The 16,099-nt window shown below is 65.3% G+C and carries 15 protein-coding genes and 1 pseudogene; 7 read left to right on the top strand and 9 right to left on the bottom strand.

The features are described 5' to 3' along the window. Window positions 1-22 precede the first annotated feature (22 nt). Complete coding sequence (locus tag Q0U08_RS01100; RefSeq protein WP_298089212.1) at window positions 23-2,053, top strand: L-dopachrome tautomerase-related protein; 2,031 nt, start codon at window positions 23-25, stop codon at window positions 2,051-2,053. Between the two features lie 19 nt (window positions 2,054-2,072). Further along, on the top strand, window positions 2,073-2,858 hold the full coding sequence (locus tag Q0U08_RS01095; protein WP_298089211.1) for an SDR family oxidoreductase: 786 nt from the start codon (window positions 2,073-2,075) through the stop codon (window positions 2,856-2,858). Between the two features lie 138 nt (window positions 2,859-2,996). On the opposite strand, the gene Q0U08_RS01090 is transcribed toward Q0U08_RS01095, so the two are convergent. The 8 genes from Q0U08_RS01090 to Q0U08_RS01055 form a co-directional block, all read right to left on the bottom strand. Then, complete coding sequence (locus tag Q0U08_RS01090; RefSeq protein WP_298089209.1) at window positions 2,997-3,395, bottom strand: MarR family transcriptional regulator; 399 nt, start codon at window positions 3,393-3,395, stop codon at window positions 2,997-2,999. 67 nt (window positions 3,396-3,462) lie between these two features. Then, window positions 3,463-3,765 (bottom strand): cytochrome C oxidase subunit IV family protein, encoded by a 303-nt coding sequence (locus Q0U08_RS01085; protein ID WP_298089207.1) that lies wholly within the window; start codon window positions 3,763-3,765, stop codon window positions 3,463-3,465. After that, window positions 3,762-4,385, bottom strand: a complete 624-nt coding sequence (locus Q0U08_RS01080; protein ID WP_298089205.1) for a cytochrome c oxidase subunit 3 — start codon at window positions 4,383-4,385, stop codon at window positions 3,762-3,764. The genes Q0U08_RS01085 and Q0U08_RS01080 overlap by 4 nt, the downstream gene beginning before the upstream one ends. Next, a complete protein-coding gene (locus Q0U08_RS01075) occupies window positions 4,382-6,481 on the bottom strand; it encodes a cbb3-type cytochrome c oxidase subunit I (protein ID WP_298089204.1) in 2,100 nt (699 codons plus the stop codon). Before Q0U08_RS01075 ends, Q0U08_RS01080 begins: the two co-directional genes overlap by 4 nt. Beyond that, window positions 6,478-7,296: a cytochrome ubiquinol oxidase subunit II gene (locus Q0U08_RS01070; RefSeq protein ID WP_298089203.1), complete on the bottom strand. Its 819-nt coding sequence runs from the start codon at window positions 7,294-7,296 to the stop codon at window positions 6,478-6,480. The genes Q0U08_RS01075 and Q0U08_RS01070 overlap by 4 nt, the downstream gene beginning before the upstream one ends. 20 nt (window positions 7,297-7,316) lie before the next feature. Next, window positions 7,317-8,216 carry a glycosidase gene (locus tag Q0U08_RS01065; protein ID WP_298089201.1) on the bottom strand — a complete coding sequence of 300 codons (900 nt, stop codon included), beginning with the start codon at window positions 8,214-8,216 and terminating at the stop codon, window positions 7,317-7,319. Further along, window positions 8,213-9,058, bottom strand: a complete 846-nt coding sequence (locus tag Q0U08_RS01060; RefSeq protein ID WP_298089199.1) for a sugar phosphate isomerase/epimerase — start codon at window positions 9,056-9,058, stop codon at window positions 8,213-8,215. Before Q0U08_RS01060 ends, Q0U08_RS01065 begins: the two co-directional genes overlap by 4 nt. A gap of 73 nt (window positions 9,059-9,131) precedes the next feature. Then, the gene (locus Q0U08_RS01055; RefSeq protein WP_298089198.1) at window positions 9,132-9,914 is read right to left on the bottom strand and encodes an SDR family oxidoreductase; all 783 of its coding nucleotides are present in this window, start codon (window positions 9,912-9,914) and stop codon (window positions 9,132-9,134) included. On the opposite strand from Q0U08_RS01055, the pseudogene Q0U08_RS19835 reads away from it, so the two are divergent. The 5 genes and pseudogenes from Q0U08_RS19835 to Q0U08_RS01030 form a co-directional block, all read left to right on the top strand. Further along, window positions 9,913-10,563 (top strand): annotated as a pseudogene (locus Q0U08_RS19835) (NAD-dependent epimerase/dehydratase family protein); the annotation flags it as partial. The gene Q0U08_RS01055 and the pseudogene Q0U08_RS19835 overlap by 2 nt on opposite strands. 37 nt (window positions 10,564-10,600) lie before the next feature. Next, window positions 10,601-11,074 carry a hypothetical protein gene (locus Q0U08_RS01045; RefSeq protein WP_298089195.1) on the top strand — a complete coding sequence of 158 codons (474 nt, stop codon included), beginning with the start codon at window positions 10,601-10,603 and terminating at the stop codon, window positions 11,072-11,074. A gap of 140 nt (window positions 11,075-11,214) precedes the next feature. Then, window positions 11,215-12,777, top strand: coding sequence for an FAD-dependent oxidoreductase (locus Q0U08_RS01040; protein WP_298089193.1), 1,563 nt, complete (start codon window positions 11,215-11,217; stop codon window positions 12,775-12,777). A 5-nt stretch (window positions 12,778-12,782) separates the two neighbouring features. Further along, window positions 12,783-13,235 carry a DoxX family membrane protein gene (locus Q0U08_RS01035; RefSeq protein WP_298089251.1) on the top strand — a complete coding sequence of 151 codons (453 nt, stop codon included), beginning with the start codon at window positions 12,783-12,785 and terminating at the stop codon, window positions 13,233-13,235. Further along, window positions 13,232-14,023, top strand: coding sequence for a VOC family protein (locus Q0U08_RS01030; protein ID WP_298089191.1), 792 nt, complete (start codon window positions 13,232-13,234; stop codon window positions 14,021-14,023). The genes Q0U08_RS01035 and Q0U08_RS01030 overlap by 4 nt, the downstream gene beginning before the upstream one ends. A gap of 19 nt (window positions 14,024-14,042) precedes the next feature. On the opposite strand, the gene Q0U08_RS01025 is transcribed toward Q0U08_RS01030, so the two are convergent. Continuing rightward, on the bottom strand, window positions 14,043-16,099 hold a 2,057-nt coding region (locus tag Q0U08_RS01025), incomplete at its 5' end, for an FtsX-like permease family protein (protein WP_298089190.1).

The following is a 16,099-nucleotide window of genomic DNA, read 5'->3' as shown; positions in this document are numbered from 1 at the left end:
GCGTGAAGGGAGATGGCCGGCGATGCCGATACAGCGTCTTGGCGGACTGGATATCGCCTATTCCGATAGCGGGCCAGGCGACGCCCCTGTTGTACTGCTCCTGCACGGCTGGCCGGACGATGCGTCGACATGGAATGCCGTGGTGCCGCAACTGGCGGGCGCCGGTCTCAGGGTAATCGTGCCGACATTGCGCGGGTTCGGCGCGTCGCGGTTCGTCGCCGACGATGTACCACGCACCGGCGACAGCGCGATCCTCGCCATGGATGCGATCGCGTTGATGGATGCGCTCCACATCGATCGCTTCATGGTCGCGGGGCATGACTGGGGATCGAACGCGGCTGAGGCGCTGGCGGTCGGCTGGCCCGATCGGGTCGAACGAATGGCGATGCTCAGTACCCCGCCGCGGCTGGGCGGAATGCCGACGCCGCCCTTCGAACAGGCGCAGCGGCAATGGTATCACTGGTTCATGGCGACCGCCCGCGGCGCCAGGGCGGTCGAGGATGACCGCAAGGCGTTTGCGCGCATCCATTGGAACAACTGGTCGCCACCCGGCTGGTATGACGAAGCGACTTTCGAACGCGTCGCGCGGTCCTTCGACAATCCCGACTGGGCCGATGTCACGGTACACAGCTATCGCGCGCGCTGGGACGAGGCGGAGCCGGATCCCGCGAGCCGCTGGCTGGCCGACAAGGTTGCGGCGACCAAGTCGCTGTCGTTGCCGACCCTGTATTTTCAGGGTGAGGTGGACGGGGTGAACCCACCGTCCGCCGCGAAAGACGTTTCGGCCAAATTCACCGGTCCGTTCGGCATCATCCGTCTCGCCGGCGTGGGGCACTTCCCCCAGCGCGAGAACCCGGACGTGGTCGCGCGGCACCTGATCCACCTGTTCACCGGCGACCCCGCCACCCTGACCGATCGCACCGACTGGAGCCTGCCGATGAAGAACGCTGCCCCCTATGCCGCCGGCATCGCTGCCATCGGTCTGATCGCCGCGGCGGCGGTCGGCGTCGCCTCCGCACAGGATCGCAGCAACGCGCTCCACCAGGAAGCGCAGTTCGATCATCAGGTCACCGGCGTGGCGGTGACGTCGGATGGCCGCCGCTTCGTCAACTTTCCGCGCTGGACGGACGATGCCCCGGTGTCGGTCGCCGAGGTGATGAAGGACGGGTCGTTGCGCCCCTATCCGGACGCGAAGTGGAACGCGTGGCGCAATGCCCGCGCGAACGAACTGCCGGTGGGCGAGCATTTCGTCTGCGTCCAGTCGATCGTGCCGGACGGACAGGGCAATCTCTGGGTGCTGGATCCCGGTGCGCCGGGGAACGAGAAGATTCTGCCCGGCGCGCCCAAGCTAGTGAAGGTCGATCTTGCCAGCAATCAGGTGACAAAGGTGATCCCGGTGCCGGAGACCGTCGCGCTTCAGGGCACCTATCTCAACGACATCCGCTTCTCGCCCGACGGTCGCATCGGCTACATCACGGACAGCGGTACGCGCGGCGCCATCATCGTCGTCGATCTGGATAGCGGCAAAAGCTGGCGCGCGCTGGATGGCCACCCCTCGACACAGGTCGACAAGACCGTCACCGTCACGCTGGACGGCAAGCCGCTGCGTCGCCCCGACGGGCGCCAGCCGCTGTTCGCCGCTGACGGCATCGCCATTTCGAACGATGGCAGGACGCTCTATTATCAGGCCCTTACCGGCCAGACACTGTACGCGATCGATACCGAGCAACTCCGCCAGGACGTGTCCGAGCAGACACGCGGCGCGGCCGTCAGGACGGTCGCCCGGACGCATGTCGCCGACGGCTTGTGGATGAGCAAGGCGGGTGTCCTCTATCTCACCTCGCCGACGGATTATGCGATCAAGCGCCTGAACGGCAGCGCGGTCGAGACGGTGCTTACCGACCGCCGCCTGCGCTGGCCCGACACCTTCTCGGAAGGGGCCGACGGGCGGATGTACGTCACCGCCAGTCATATCCAGGATACCAACTGGTTCAAGCCGGGTGCGCCTTCGTCGATCCGGACCCAGCTCTTCTCCTTCGCACCCGTGCGTTGATCTGAAGGATATCGTTGTCATGAACGCTGCACGCCCCTTTGCCGTCATCACCGGCGGCTCCAATGGCATCGGGCTGGAGCTTGCACGCCAGTTCGCCGACGCCGGCTACGACCTGCTGATCGCGGCCGAGGATCCCGAACACCTCCGCGATGCCGCGGCAACGCTGGCTACAAGCGGCGCGGACGTGGCGATCCATGCCGGCGACCTTGGCCGCGAGGATGCGGTCGAGGGTTTGTACCGCGCGATCGGCGATCGTCCGGTCGATGTGTTGTGCGTCAATGCGGGCATCGGGCTTGGCGGACCCTTTGTGGAAACGGACCTTTCGATCGAACTGCAGATGATCGATCTGAATGTGCGCGGCGCGGTGCAACTGACCAAGCTGGTGCTGAAGGACATGGTGGCGCGGGATGCGGGAAAAATCCTCTTCACCTCCTCCATCTCCGCGACGATGCCCGATCCGTTCGAGGCGGTGTATGGCGGCACCAAGGTGTTCCTGCGCTGGTTCGGCGAAGCCCTGCGCAACGAATTGAAGGACACCGGAATCACGGTCACCGTGCTGATGCCCAGCATGACCGAGACGAACTTCTTCCACCGTGCCGACATGGACGATACCCGTGCGGGGCAGGCGAAAAAGGACGACCCCGCCATGGTCGCCAAGGCAGGGTTCGACGCGCTGATGGCGGGCAAGGACAAGGTCATCCCCACGCTCAAGAACAAGGTGATGGGCACGATCGCGCACCACCTGCCCGATACCGCCGCGGCGCAGGTTCACCGCCGCCTGTCCGAACCGGGATCGGCACGATGATCTGCCGCAACGACGATGAAAGCATCGCGTACCTGTGAGGCGTTGCCGCTTATCGCATAGCGACTGGTCTATCGCGGGATCGTGCCACGACCCGATGCAGCCAGCGTCGCCATGATCCTTGAAACCTTGCAGCGCCCCTCAGATGCGCAGCAGGAGGTTGGCGAGAAGCGGGCGGATGCGGCGAAGTTCGCCGCGATGCGCATCGGCAAGATTCTCGATCAGCTCCTCGCCTCTTGAGGTCAGGGACACAGGAACACGCCGCCGGTCTCCCTCGGTTTCGCGGCGCTCGACCAGGCCCTGCTTTGCCAGCCGGTCGACCAGCCCGGTGACGCTGTTGGGCCGCAACGCAAGTTGCCGCGCCAGCTCGCCGATCAGCACCGCCTTCGGCGCCGCACGGATCGCCAGCAGCGCCTGATGCTGCTGCGGGGTCAGTCCGGCGTCCTGTGCCGCCGTCTCGCTGAACGACAGGAATTCCCGCAGCTCCTGGCGAAAACCTGCAAGGGCGCGATATTCTTCTTCGGTAATCGCTCTAGCCATGCCATTCTAATTACCTGATAATATCGTTGGTTCCAGCTCGCGGCACGAAATAAATCCGGGCGCGCGGTCAATGCATCCGGGTCGCCAGATTGCTCAGTACCACCAGCGTCCCCGCCACCATCAACACTATGATCAGGCTGGAAAAGAGGAGCAGGATCAGGTCGTCTCGCGAGGATCGGCGCGGGCCGATATGAAGGAAGCAGCGAAAGTGGACGAGTGCCTGCACCAACGCCAGCGCGAAGATCGCCGCCAGCGTGGTGCCGCGATCCGCAATCGGCCAATGCACAACGGCAAAGGCGGCGCCGGTCAGGGTCAGCGCAAGCAGCAACCCCGTCACATAGCGCCGCGTCTCGGTCGCACGCGCGCTCATGCTGCCAGCCCCTGCAGATACACGACCGAGAAGATCGCGATCCAGATGATGTCGAGAAAATGCCAGAACAGGCCAAGGCGCAGGAGGTTGACCTTGACACGCGCGTCGACGCCGATCGTCATCACCTGTGCCGCCATTACGACGATCCACAGGCAGCCGGTCGCGACATGCAATCCATGGAGCGGAACGAGCGCGAAAAAGCCGGAAAGAAAGCCGCTGCGCGCCGGAATCGCGCCCTTGGCGAACATCGTCGCGAAGTCGTGCAATTCCATCGCCAGAAAGCCGAGGCCGAGGAACAGCGTCACCGCCATCCACGCCAGCAGCCTCGCGCGTGAATCCCGATATTTCAGCGCAAGCGAGGCCATGCCCCAGGTGAAGCTGCTCGCAAGGAGCAGCCCCGTCTCGATAAAGGCGGGCTGCAGCTCGAAAACGTCGCGCGGGGTCGGTCCCCCCGCCGTGCCTGACAGCATCACGCCATAGGTGGCGAACAGCAGGGCGAAGATCACCGCGTCGCTCATCAGGAACAGCCAGAAACCGAACAGCCCCTGTTCGGCATCCTTTTCGGCCATGTCGGCGTGGCGGGTCAGGTCGGGGCCGGGATACAGCGCGCGGGCGGTCATGCGGCGGCCTCCGCAGCGGTAGCGGAGACGCCGCGATTGGCCACGCTGGTTTCCAGCGCGCGGGTAACGGCGGGGGTCGCCTTTACCGTGTCGCGCCAGTGGCGGTCGATCGCCTCCACGGCGTCGGCTGACAGGGTACGCTCGACATTCCGCACGACGCTGCGCGCGATGACGGCGCCGATCACGGCGACCAGTCCGGCGATCGCCATCCACCAGGCGTGCCACACCAGGCCGAATGCGGTGATGAGCGCAGCGATGCCGATGAGCGGTCCCAATGCACTCGGTCGTGGCACGTCGATCGGCTCGTAATGGTCGGGCGGTGCGATCGCGGGGCCGTCATGCTTGCCGTCGTAAAAGGGATAAGGCCCGTCGACCCGCGGCGGCATGGCGAAGTTATATTCGGGTGGCGGCGAGGATGTCGCCCATTCCAGCCCGCGGCCATCCCACGGGTCGCCCGCCCATACTGCGGTCTCGCGGCGATCGCGGATGCTGACCCACAATTGCACGATCAGGGCGGCGAGTGCGGCAAGCACCACGAAGGCGCCCGCCAGCGCGACATACAGCCATGGCCGGAAATCGGGCTCGAAGATCTGCGCGGTGCGCCGCGCCATCCCGCTCGCGCCCAATATGTAGAGCGGCATGAAGGCCAGGTAGAATCCCACGACCCAGCAGACAAAGGCGATCCGCCCCCATGTCTCGTTCAGGCGAAAGCCGAATGCCTTGGGGAACCAGTAATGATAGCCTGCAAGCAGGCCGTAGAGCAGCCCGGGGATCAGCATGTTGTGGAAATGTGCGACCAGAAACAGCGTGTTGTGGAAAAGATAGTCGAGCGGGGGAATCGCCAGGATGATGCCGCTGAGGCCACCCAGCGTGAACGTCATCATGAAGGCGAGCGCGTACAGCATCGGCACGGTGAAGCGCACCTCGCCCCGAAACATCGTCCATATCCAGTCATAGATCTTCACGCCGGTCGGTACGCCGATCGTCATGGTCGCGATGCCGAAGATCGCGTTCAGCTTCGCCGACTGGCCCATCGTGAAGAAGTGATGGACCCACACGGTGAAGCTGAGCACCGCGATCGCCATCGTCGCGATCACCAGCGAGGTATAGCCGTACAGCCGCTTGCCCGAAAAGGTCGAGACGACCTCCGAATAGATGCCGAACGCCGGCAGGATCAGGATGTAGACCTCCGGATGGCCGAACAGCCAGAACAGGTTGGCATAGTTCATCATGTTCCCGCCGAGGTCGCCCGTGAACATGTGGAAACCGAGATAGCGATCGAGCGCGAGCAGCGCGGTGGCCACGGTCAGCGGCGGCATCGCGAAGATCATCAGGATCGCGGTGCACAGCGACGTCCAGCAGAATAGCTGCATCCGCATCAGGCTCATGCCCGGGCAGCGCAGCTTGTAGATGGTGCAGGCGATATTGATCCCGCCCAGCGTCGATCCGATCGATCCCAGCGTCACCGCCCAGATCCAGTAATCCGGCCCTACATCAGGACTGAAGGCGAGGCCGGTATAGGGCGGATAGCCGGTCCAGCCCCCGGTCGAGAACTTGCCGACGACGAGCGAGATCATCATCAGCACGGCGCCGCCACCGGTCAGCCACAGCGCCACCGAATTCATCCACGGAAAGGCCATGTCGCGTGCGCCGATCTGGAGCGGCATGATGTAGTTGATGAGGCCGGTGATGAACGGCATGGCCATGAAGAAGATCATGATCGAGCCGTGCGTGGAGAAAAGCTGCGCGAAATGATCGGGCGACAGCACGCCGGGCGCGTCGATCGCGCTCGCCTGCTGCACGCGCATCAGCACCGCCTCGATCACCGCGCGCGCCATCATAACGAAGGCGATGACGATGTACATGATGCCGATCTTCTTGTGGTCGAGGCTGGTCAGCCAGTCGCGCCACAACGTGCCCCACAGGCGGTAGCGGGTCAGGACCAGTACCAGCGCCACGGCCCCTACGATCACCAGCGCGGCGGCGGCGGCGGCAATGCCTTCGCTGAGGCTCGGCTGTTGCCAGAAGCGCACGAACGGCAGGTCTTCCCAGGCGAAGCGGCCGAGCAGCGCCGGCAGGACGGGGGCGCCGTTCACCGTGCGTCCTGCATCACGCGGTGGAACAGGCCGGGCGGCGTGGCGACGTAAAAGGATGGCGCCGGCGCGACCTGGCGGCGCGCCAGCTTCGCCCACGCCCCAGCGTCGAGCGGCTGCGCGCCCCTGCGCACACGTGCGAGCCACGCGGCATACTCCGCCGGCGAAAGCGCAAGCACCTCGAAGGACTGCCGCGCAAAGCCGTTGCCATTATATTGCACGTTCGCCCCCCGATAGATGCCCGCATGATCGGCGCGCAGGTTCAACTGCGTCCGCATCGCCGGCATCGCATAGATCTGCCCGCCAAGCCGCGGGATCAGCATGGATTGCATGACGGTCGCACTGGTCAGGTCCAGCCGTACCGGGCGCCCTACCGGGATCGCCAACTGGTCCACCGCGGCGATCCGCGCATCGGGATAAACGAACAACCATTTCCAATCGAGCGCGATCGCCTGCACCACCAGCGGCCTGGCCACCGCCCCCCGCCCATCCGCCAGCGGGCGATACGGATCGTCACGCACCGTCGCGCGCCACAACAGCACCGACAGCAGCACGACGAGGAGTAGCGGCGGAACCCAGATCAGGCCCTCCAGTCCCCATGAGAAGGTCCATTTCGGCCGATAGGCGTGGTGGCGATTGGCCCGGCGATAATGCCACCCGATCAGTGGCACCAGCAGCAGCACCGGCGCCGCGATAAAGGCGAGCACCACTGCGACAAGGGCGAACAGGTGGCGCTGATTGTCTGCCACCGGACCCGCGGCGTTCAGGAACCCATGCGACAGCGCAGCACAGCCGCCCAGCAGCAGGGGCAATGGCATCGCCAGAGCGGCAATACGCCTCAACGCACCCGCCGGATCGTGGCGCGACGCAATTCCCGGTCGTTACGCGAATAATAAAGCCAGATCCGCCCTTCGCGTACCACGGCGGAGGCGGCAAAGGCGATATCGCGCGGACCATCGACATCGTCGGGTGGCGCGATCAACGGCGCCTCGCTCCGCGCGACGACGGCGCTCAGATCGGGGGTGAAGGCGACCCAGCCGATCCCCCAATGCGCCTGGGCGTTCGCCCCGTTGTAGAACATGATCGGGCAATCCGTGTCCTGCGTCAGCAACGGCCCGGTCGACAGATGATAATTGTCCCACATATCGGGGCGGATCGTGAAGGGATCGTCATGGTGATGCCAGCGATCGCCGGGGCCGTCACCCTCGGCCAGACCGATCAGCGAATGACCGTCATGCGCATATTCGTAGAGCAGTCGCCAGCGGTCGCCATCGCGCATCACGGCGGCTTCCTTGCTGTTGCGCTCGGTCTTGCTGTTGCGCAGCGCGATCCCCTGCTTCGCCAGCGATGCCATATCGGGGCCCGTGGCGTAGAGCATGTGGCCGACGCCGTCGCGATCGACGCCGGTATAGAGAACCGTATAGCCGTCGGCGGTCTGCACCACCGTCGGGTCTTCGCACCCATGGGCATCCCGCGTATTGCCGCCCACGATCGCGGGGGCTTCGGCCATCCGGAACAGCATGCCGTCGCTGCCGCTGCGTCCGTACCAGATGCGACCGGTATCCTGCTCCGCCGCACCCTCGGCCGGCACCGCGCGCAACAGCATGTGGAATCCCGCATCGCCCGGCTCCTGCCAGACATAGGGGCTCATCAGCTCGCGCTTCAGCAGCATGTCGGGGCCGAAGATCGCGATATCGTCGATCCGTTCGACCGCAAAGTCGATATTGGAGCGGCTCATGCGGCCATCCATGCCCGCGCCAGTCCGTCGCGGCTGCGCGTGATCACCGCGTCCAGATCGCCGTCATACAGCGAGTCCGCCACGTCGTTCGAAAAGATCTCGATCACATATGGTCGGTCATACCCCGTTGCATGGGTCGCCGCGAGCAGCCGGTCGAGCGGGATTTCACCGTCACCCGGCACGATCCGGTCGGCAAAGGAACGCGGCGTGCGCCAGTCGCTGGCCTGCACGGTGAAGATGCGGTCGCCGGCACGTGCGATTGCGCCCTCGACATCGTCCTGCTGCCAGATGTTCCAGTAATCGAGGCACAGACCCACCGCCCCGCTGCCGCTATCGTGGATCACGTCCAGCGCCTGGTCGATCGTCCAGATCGCGCTTTCCACATTGACCGAGCTGGGGTTGAGCGGCTCCAGCGCCATCAGCACGCCGTGGTCCGCGGCGATCCGGCCCAGTTCGCCCAGTTCGCGTGCCACCACGCGCATCGCCTCGGCCATGTCGCCTTTGGGATGCGCGCCGGTGTTGGTGATGAAGGGCACGCCCGGCGCGAACTTCGCCAACCGCTCGATCGTCCCGCGCAGTGCCGCGACGCGATCTTCGAGCGCGGGTGGATCGGGCATCATCCGGCTGGCGAAGAAGGTTCGCACGCGCGGCTGGACTCCGCTGATGGTCAGGCCGGCGGCCGTGATCGCATCCATCTGTTCGGCAAGGCGATCATCGTCCAGCTTTGCCTCCACCACCTCGATCGCGTCGACCCCCGCCTGCGCATAGTGCGCGACGTCCCGCTCGAACGACCATGGCATCGTCGTAAACGCGCTGACCCCGAACCTGAACGGCAGATCCATCCTGCATGCCTCCCTGCAAGGCAACCAAACCACCTCGCGACACGAAGTTTCCGGCAGTGTGTAAAATCGCGGTTCAGGCGCCGGTTGCCTGCAGCAGCGACAGCCCGCCGTCCATCACGATCTCCGCCCCCGTGATGTACGCGCCCGCCGGCGAGGCCAGGAACACCGCCAGCCCCGCCACCTCGTCCGGCCGCCCGGCACGGCCCGCCGGAATGTTGCGCTCCAGCTTCTCGCGATAGGCGGAATCATCCATCGCCTGATGGTTCATCGGCGTCAGGATCATGCCCGGCGCGATCGCATTGACGGTGATGCCACGCCCGGCGACCTCGATCGCCAGCGTCCGGGTCAGATTGCACTGCCCGCCCTTGGCGGCGTCGTAATCGGCGCCCCCGCTGCGCATCGCAAAGGCGTGGATCGAGGTGATGTTGACGATCGCGCCCGCTCGTCCGGTCGGTTGAAGGTCGCGCACGAAACGGCGGCAGGTGAGGAAGCTGCCGGTCAGGTCGGTCGCGAGCAGCCGGTGCCACTGCGCCAGCTCCATCTCCGCGACCTTGACCCCGCTCATGTTCAGGCCGGCGGAATTGACCAATATGTCCGGCACGCCCAGTGCCTTCTCGACCGCGTCGAAGCCCGCTTCGACCGATGCCTCCTCGGCCACGTCGACCTGTACCGCGACGCCCCGTCCGCCCAGTGCCTCGACCGCCCGCACGCCGCTCTCCGCAGCCTCGCGATCCTTCAAGTAGAAAATGCCTACATCAGCACCCGCTGCCGCCAACGCGGCGACGCACGCAGCGCCAATACCCGACTCGCCTCCGGTGACCACGGCGATGCGATGCTGAAGCGACGATGGGGGCATGATCGTTTCCTTCGTGTGGCGACATAAATGGTGGAACCGCCGAGCGACCGGATCGCTCCACCGTTATCGCACTTCAAAGGATGCAGTGATGACAGAACAACGCGCACCACTGGTCGTCATCACCGGTGCGGCCGGGACGATCGGCACCGTTCTTGGTCACGCGCTCGGCGGTTGTTACACCGTCGTTGGGCTCGACCAGGCCGGCAAGGATTCGTCCATGCCGCTGATTTCAGTGGATCTTACCGCCGACACGTCCGTCGAGCATGCACTGCGGCGCTTGCGTGAAGAGCATGGCGCGGAGATCGCTAGCGTCATCCATCTGGCAGGCTATGATGATTTCACCGGCGAGGACAATCCGCTTTACCAGCAATTGACGGTTGAGGGCACGCGGCGCCTGCTGGCTGGCCTGCAGCGTTTTCGCGTCGGGCAGTTCGTGTTCATGAGCACGATGCTGGTCGAGCAGGCGACCGGGCCTGACGGCCATGTCGACGAGGAGCGACCGCTTCAGCCACGCTGGGCCTATCCGCGCTCGAAGGTAGAAGCCGAGGCGGTGGTGCGCAATCATCATGGCGGCATTCCATCGGTGATCCTCCGGCTTGCCGGCCTGTATGACGAGCGGACGCTGGTCCCGACGCTGGCGCACCAGATCGCCCGCATTCGCGAACGCGATCTCGAAAGCCACCTCTATGCCGGCGACCTGGATACCGCAGTCGATGATCCACCATGCCGATGTCGCCAGCGCGGTGCGCGCGGTCGTGGACCGGAGAGCAGGGTTGCCGGCGGAAACCGTCATACTGCTCGGCGAACCCGACCCGCCCGCCTATCGACGATTGCAGGACGCGATCGGCCAGGAGTTGCACGGCGAGGACTGGACGACGGTGCGCGTACCGGCACCGATCGCTGCGGCGGGGGCATGGGTGCAGGACAAGGTGTTACCGCATCTTCCCGAACGACTTGGCGGCACCGACAAGCCGTTCCTGCGTCCCTTCATGATGGCGGCTGCCAGCGACAGCTATGCGCTCGATATCAAACGCGCGCGTGACTTGCTCGGCTGGGAACCCAAGCACCGGTTGATGGCAACCTTGCCGGCGATCATCGCCGATCTGAAAGCAGCACCGGAAGATTGGTACGCGCGCAACAAGGTGCCTTGGCGGGGATGAAGCTCGCTGCGCGCGTGATATCACGTAATATGTCGTGTTGCGACCACTCCTCATAAGATGAAAGCTCATGATTGAATGTCGCACAGGGATATTGTGCTGCGAAGCGACGTTTTGCGGCTGCTACACTTCCGGGGGCAGGAATGGACACGCATTATGACCTGATCGTGATCGGCAGCGGGCCCGGCGGTGCGTCATTGGCGCAGGCCCTTGCGCCTACCGGCAAGCGCATCCTCATCCTGGAGCGGGGCGACTATCTGCCGCGCGAAGAGGCGAACTGGAGCGCAAAGGCCGTGTTCGTCGATGGCCGCTATCAGGCTGATGAAACATGGGTGGCGCGCGATGGGCGCGAGTTTCAGCCGCAATTGCATTACTATGTCGGCGGCAACTCCAAGGTGTATGGCGCAGCTCTGTTTCGCCTGCGCGAGCGGGACTTTGAAGAGGTCGCGCACAAGGGAGGCACCTCCCCGGCCTGGCCGCTTTCCTATACCGACTTCGCGCCCTGGTACGACGCGGCGGAAGCGCTGTTCCACGTTCATGGCTGCCGCGGCGAGGATCCGCTTGATCCCGGCACGGCGCCCTACCCTTATGTGCCCGTGCGGCACGAGCCCAAGGTGCAGGAACTGGCCGACCGGCTGGCCGGTATCGGTCTTCATCCCTTCCACCTGCCACTCGGCATTCGGCTCGACCAGAAGGAGGATGGTTTCGCGACGCCGACCAGCACCTGCATGCGTTGCTCGTTCTTTGATGGTTTTCCCTGCCTGCTGAACGGGAAGGCTGATGCGCAGGTCATGTGTATCGACCCGGTGCTGGCGGCGCACGACAATGTCACGCTGCTGACCGGCGCCTATGCCGAGCGGCTGGAAACCGATGCGAGCGGACGGCGCGTCACCGGGGTACAGGTGACCCGCGGCGGGCAGGCGGAGCGCTACACCGCGGACACGGTGGTGGTCGCGTGCGGAGCGCTCTCGTCCGCGCTGCTGCTGCTGCGCTCGATCAGCGACGCGCATCCCGCTGGCCTTGCCAACGGATCCGGTCTCGTCGGGCGCAATTACATGCGGCATGAGATGGCGATCGTCATGGCGGTGATGAAGGAGACGAACGATACCGTCTTTCAGAAGACGCTCGCGCTCAGCGACTTCTATTTCGGCACCGATGACTGGAACTATCCATTGGGACTGATCCAGATGTGCGCGACCAGCCATGCCGAACAGATCAAGGGGGAGGCGCCGTTCGGCAGCCTGATGCAGCATCTGCCCGACATGCCGTTCGAGGAACTGGCGCGCCATTCGATGGACTTCTGGTTGCAGGCAGAGGATTTGCCGGACCCGGACAACCGGGTTTATTATCGCGATGGGCGCGTCCACCTCGACGTCACTCCGACCAACGCAGAGGCGCTCGAACGGCTCAAGGCCAGGCTGAAGAAGATGCTGTCCGATATCGGCTGGCCGGCAGTGCTGCTCGACCGGTCGCTCTATCTCGGCAAGGACATACCCCTTGCCGGCACCGCGCATCAGGCGGGCACCTGCCGGTTCGGCACCGATCCGGCGACCTCGGTGCTCGATCTCGACTGTCGCGCGCATGAGGTGGACAATCTCTACGTCACCGACGCCAGCTTCTTTCCCTCGATCGGCGCGGTCAATCCGACGCTGACGATCATCGCCAACGCGCTGCGCGTCGCCGATATCCTGAAGGCGCGGCTGTGACGGCCATGGCTATCGCCGCGCTGGTGGTCCGCTGCGGCATGGTGCTGTTGTTCCTGCCGTTCAGCGCGTTCGACAAGCTGCTGGGCTTTCGCCACGCGGTCGGACAGGCAGGCCAGATGTTCCCGCGCCCGCTTGCGGTTGCCGCCATCCTGGTGGGTCTGTTCATCGAGATCGTCTGCTCGCTCGGCATCGTCACCGGCATTGCCGACCGTGCCGCGGCGTTCATCATCGCCGGCTATTGCGCGGCAACGGCGATCCTCTTCAAACAATTCTGGGCACAGGGCGACTTCTGGGCCGATCCGGATGGCAAGGGCCGCACGCTGTTCTGGGATTTCTGCAAGAACCTGTCGCTGGGCGCCGGTTTTCTGCTTCTGGTGGTCGGACCGGACGGCGCGGGGCTGCCCGCCTTTCTCGACGCGCCGTTCGCCTCCACCCATCCTTATGCGGGGTCGCGATGACGCTGCACGCGATCCGCGGTTTCCGGCTGGTCACCACCGATCCGGACCGGCTCATGCGTTTCTATGCCACCATCGGCTTCGCGGTCGGCGACACGGTGAGAACCGGGCACGGTATGCGGGTGAGGATGCAACTGGGCGACACGCCGGTCACGCTCGAACGGTTCGATCGCCCCGGCCGTCCCTATCCCATGGCGGCCGACGCCGCATCCTCCTGCTTTCAGCATCTCGCCATCGTCACCGACGATGCTGCGACCGCCTGGGCGCTGGCCGATAAGGCCGGCGCGACGCCGATCTCCCGGCACGACCCCGTCACGCTTCCTGCAAGTTCGGGCGGCGTCACCGCGATCAAGTGTCGCGATCCCGAGGGACATCCGCTGGAGTTCCTGCAATTCCCGAACATGGCAGCCGCAGGCTGGCCGGGCCGCGGCATCCTGGGCATCGATCACAGCGCGATCACCGTCGCCGATGGGACCCGCGCGCGTGCCTTTTACCGCCGGCACGGTCTGGCCGAGGGGAAAGCCACCCACAATCACGGCCCGGCCCAGGCGGCATTGGACGGCCTTGACGATCCCGATGCGCTGGTCGTGCCGCTGGAACCCCCGATATCGCGTCCGCATCTCGAACTTCTCGCCTATCGTCATCCGCCGATCGCCGGCGAACCGCCCGCTCTGGCCGACATCGCCGCCACGCGCATCGTCTGGGACGCGGACGAAGCCGGTCTGTGGCAGGATCCGGACGGCCATTGGCACGAAACGATCGCCGCGCCCCTGAGCGATACCCCGTCATAGCGGAACCACCGCCCCGCCGTCAGTCATGGCGCAGCGCCCAGGCCGGGGCGGCGCGGCTGGCCCGGAGCGACTGGCCGAGCACGGTCAGCACCGCAACCATCGTCGCGATCAGGCTGGCGCCGACAAAATAGACCGGCGACAGCGTGATCCGGTCGTCGAACCCGGCCAGCCATGTCCGCATCGCCACGAACGCCAGCGGCCAGGCGATCAGGTTGGCGAGCAGCACCGGCCGCAGAAACTGCCCGACCAGCAACAGGACGATATCGGCGGACGATGCGCCCAGCGTCTTGCGGATGCCGATCTCCTTGATCCGCCGCGCCGTGTTGAACGAGGCGAGACCCCACAGCCCGACGCAGCCGATCAGCACCGCGAGCCCCGCGCCGATCCCGAACAGGCGGGTGGCGCGATCATCGGCTTCATAGAAATCGCGCAGCCGCGTGTCGGCCGTGTCACCCACGAACGGAACCTGTGGCACCATCCGCTGCCAGACGCCTCGCACCGCCGCCAGCGCCGTTCGCGGGTCGCCGGCGTAACGGATCGTCGCCACCGACGTGCCGATTTTCGTCGGATCACGATAATAGAGGTAATAGGTTGGCGCGACCGGATTGCGCGGCGAATCAAACCGCATGTCGTCGATAACCCCGACGATCGTACGCGGCCGGTCGCCGCCCACCGTTTTGCCGATTGCCGCTTGCGGCGAGCCGATGCGCAGGCTGTTCAGCGCGCGGCGATTGACCACGATGTTCACGCCTTCGCGAAGGTTGCGGGCCCCGGCATCGTCCTCGCCATGCGCATCGTCGAACAGGCGGCCAGCGATCAACCGCGCACCGTGCGTCGTGAAGAAATCCGGCCCGACGATCGACCACGCCAGTGATGGCCCGGTCCCGGGAACACCGGGCAGCGGCACGTTGTCGCTGTTGTTCTCACCACTGCCGCCGACTGCGGCGTTGGACAGTGTGATGCTGCGGACCATCGGCAACGCCTGGAGCGTCGTGACGATAGCGGGCTTGCGCGCGGGTTCGACCAGCGAGTCCGCCATCGAGCGGATGACCAGCAGCCCATCGCGGTCGAAGCCCAGGTCGGTCTGCCGCACATGCCGCGTCTGCGCCACGAGGATCGCGGTGCCGATCATGAAGGCGATCGCCAGCCCGAACTGGAAGACGACCAGCAATTCGCGCAACCGCATGCCCGCTCGGCCGCCACCCGGCGCCCTTGCTGACGCTAGTACCGCCGCTGCCGGAAAGCGCGACAGGAGTATCGCCGGATAGGCGCCTGCCGCGACCCCGACCACGATCGCCAGTATGGCGAGCGCGGGCACGACGATGCCATAGGGAATGACGAGTGATAGGCCGCCAGCGGCATTGACCAGCGGCAGTCCCAGTTCGGCCAGCATCAATCCGCCAAGTGCCGCCAGCGCGACGGTCAGTACCGCTTCTCCCAAGAACTGGCCGACAAGAGCGCGGCGCTTGGCGCCCAGCACCTTGCGCATCGCGACTTCGCGCGCGCGCAGCCCGGCGCGCGCCGTAGCCAGATTGATGTAGTTGACGATTGCGATCAGCAGCGTGAGCAGGCCCACGAGCCCCAGCGTCACGACGGTGATCCGGCGGCTCTGGCTTTCCTGTCCGGCCGGTTCCAGATGCACCCGGGTCACCGGCAGCAGCTTCAACGTCTGGAAGTCGGTGGCTGGCTTGCCCGGCTCGGCGAGTTCGACACCACGCCGGTTCACGAACGCATCCAGCTTGCCTTCGAAGCTTCGCGCCGCAGCGGGCTTGTCGAAGCGAAGATAGGTGACCAGCGTCGAACTGCCCCAATGATACCAATTGTCATTCGGCGGCGTGTGGGACAACGGCGTCAGGATCGACAATTTCAGGTCGCTGTTCGGCGGCAGGTCGCGGAACACGCCAGTGACGCGGTAGGTCACCGGCGCATCCATCGCCACGACCATGGTGCGGCCGATCGGGTTGGAATCGCCAAAATACTTGTGGGCGGTGCGTTCGTCGATCACGACGCTGCTGGGCTGCGCCAGTGCGTTCGCCTCATCACCGCGCAGCAGCGGCAACGCAAAGACCCTAAAGA

Source organism: uncultured Sphingomonas sp. (assembly GCF_946477935.1).
In the GTDB taxonomy this organism is placed as follows: domain Bacteria; phylum Pseudomonadota; class Alphaproteobacteria; order Sphingomonadales; family Sphingomonadaceae; genus Sphingomonas.
Note: the sequence above shows the minus strand (reverse complement) of the source record. Positions and strands in the feature narration are given on the sequence as shown.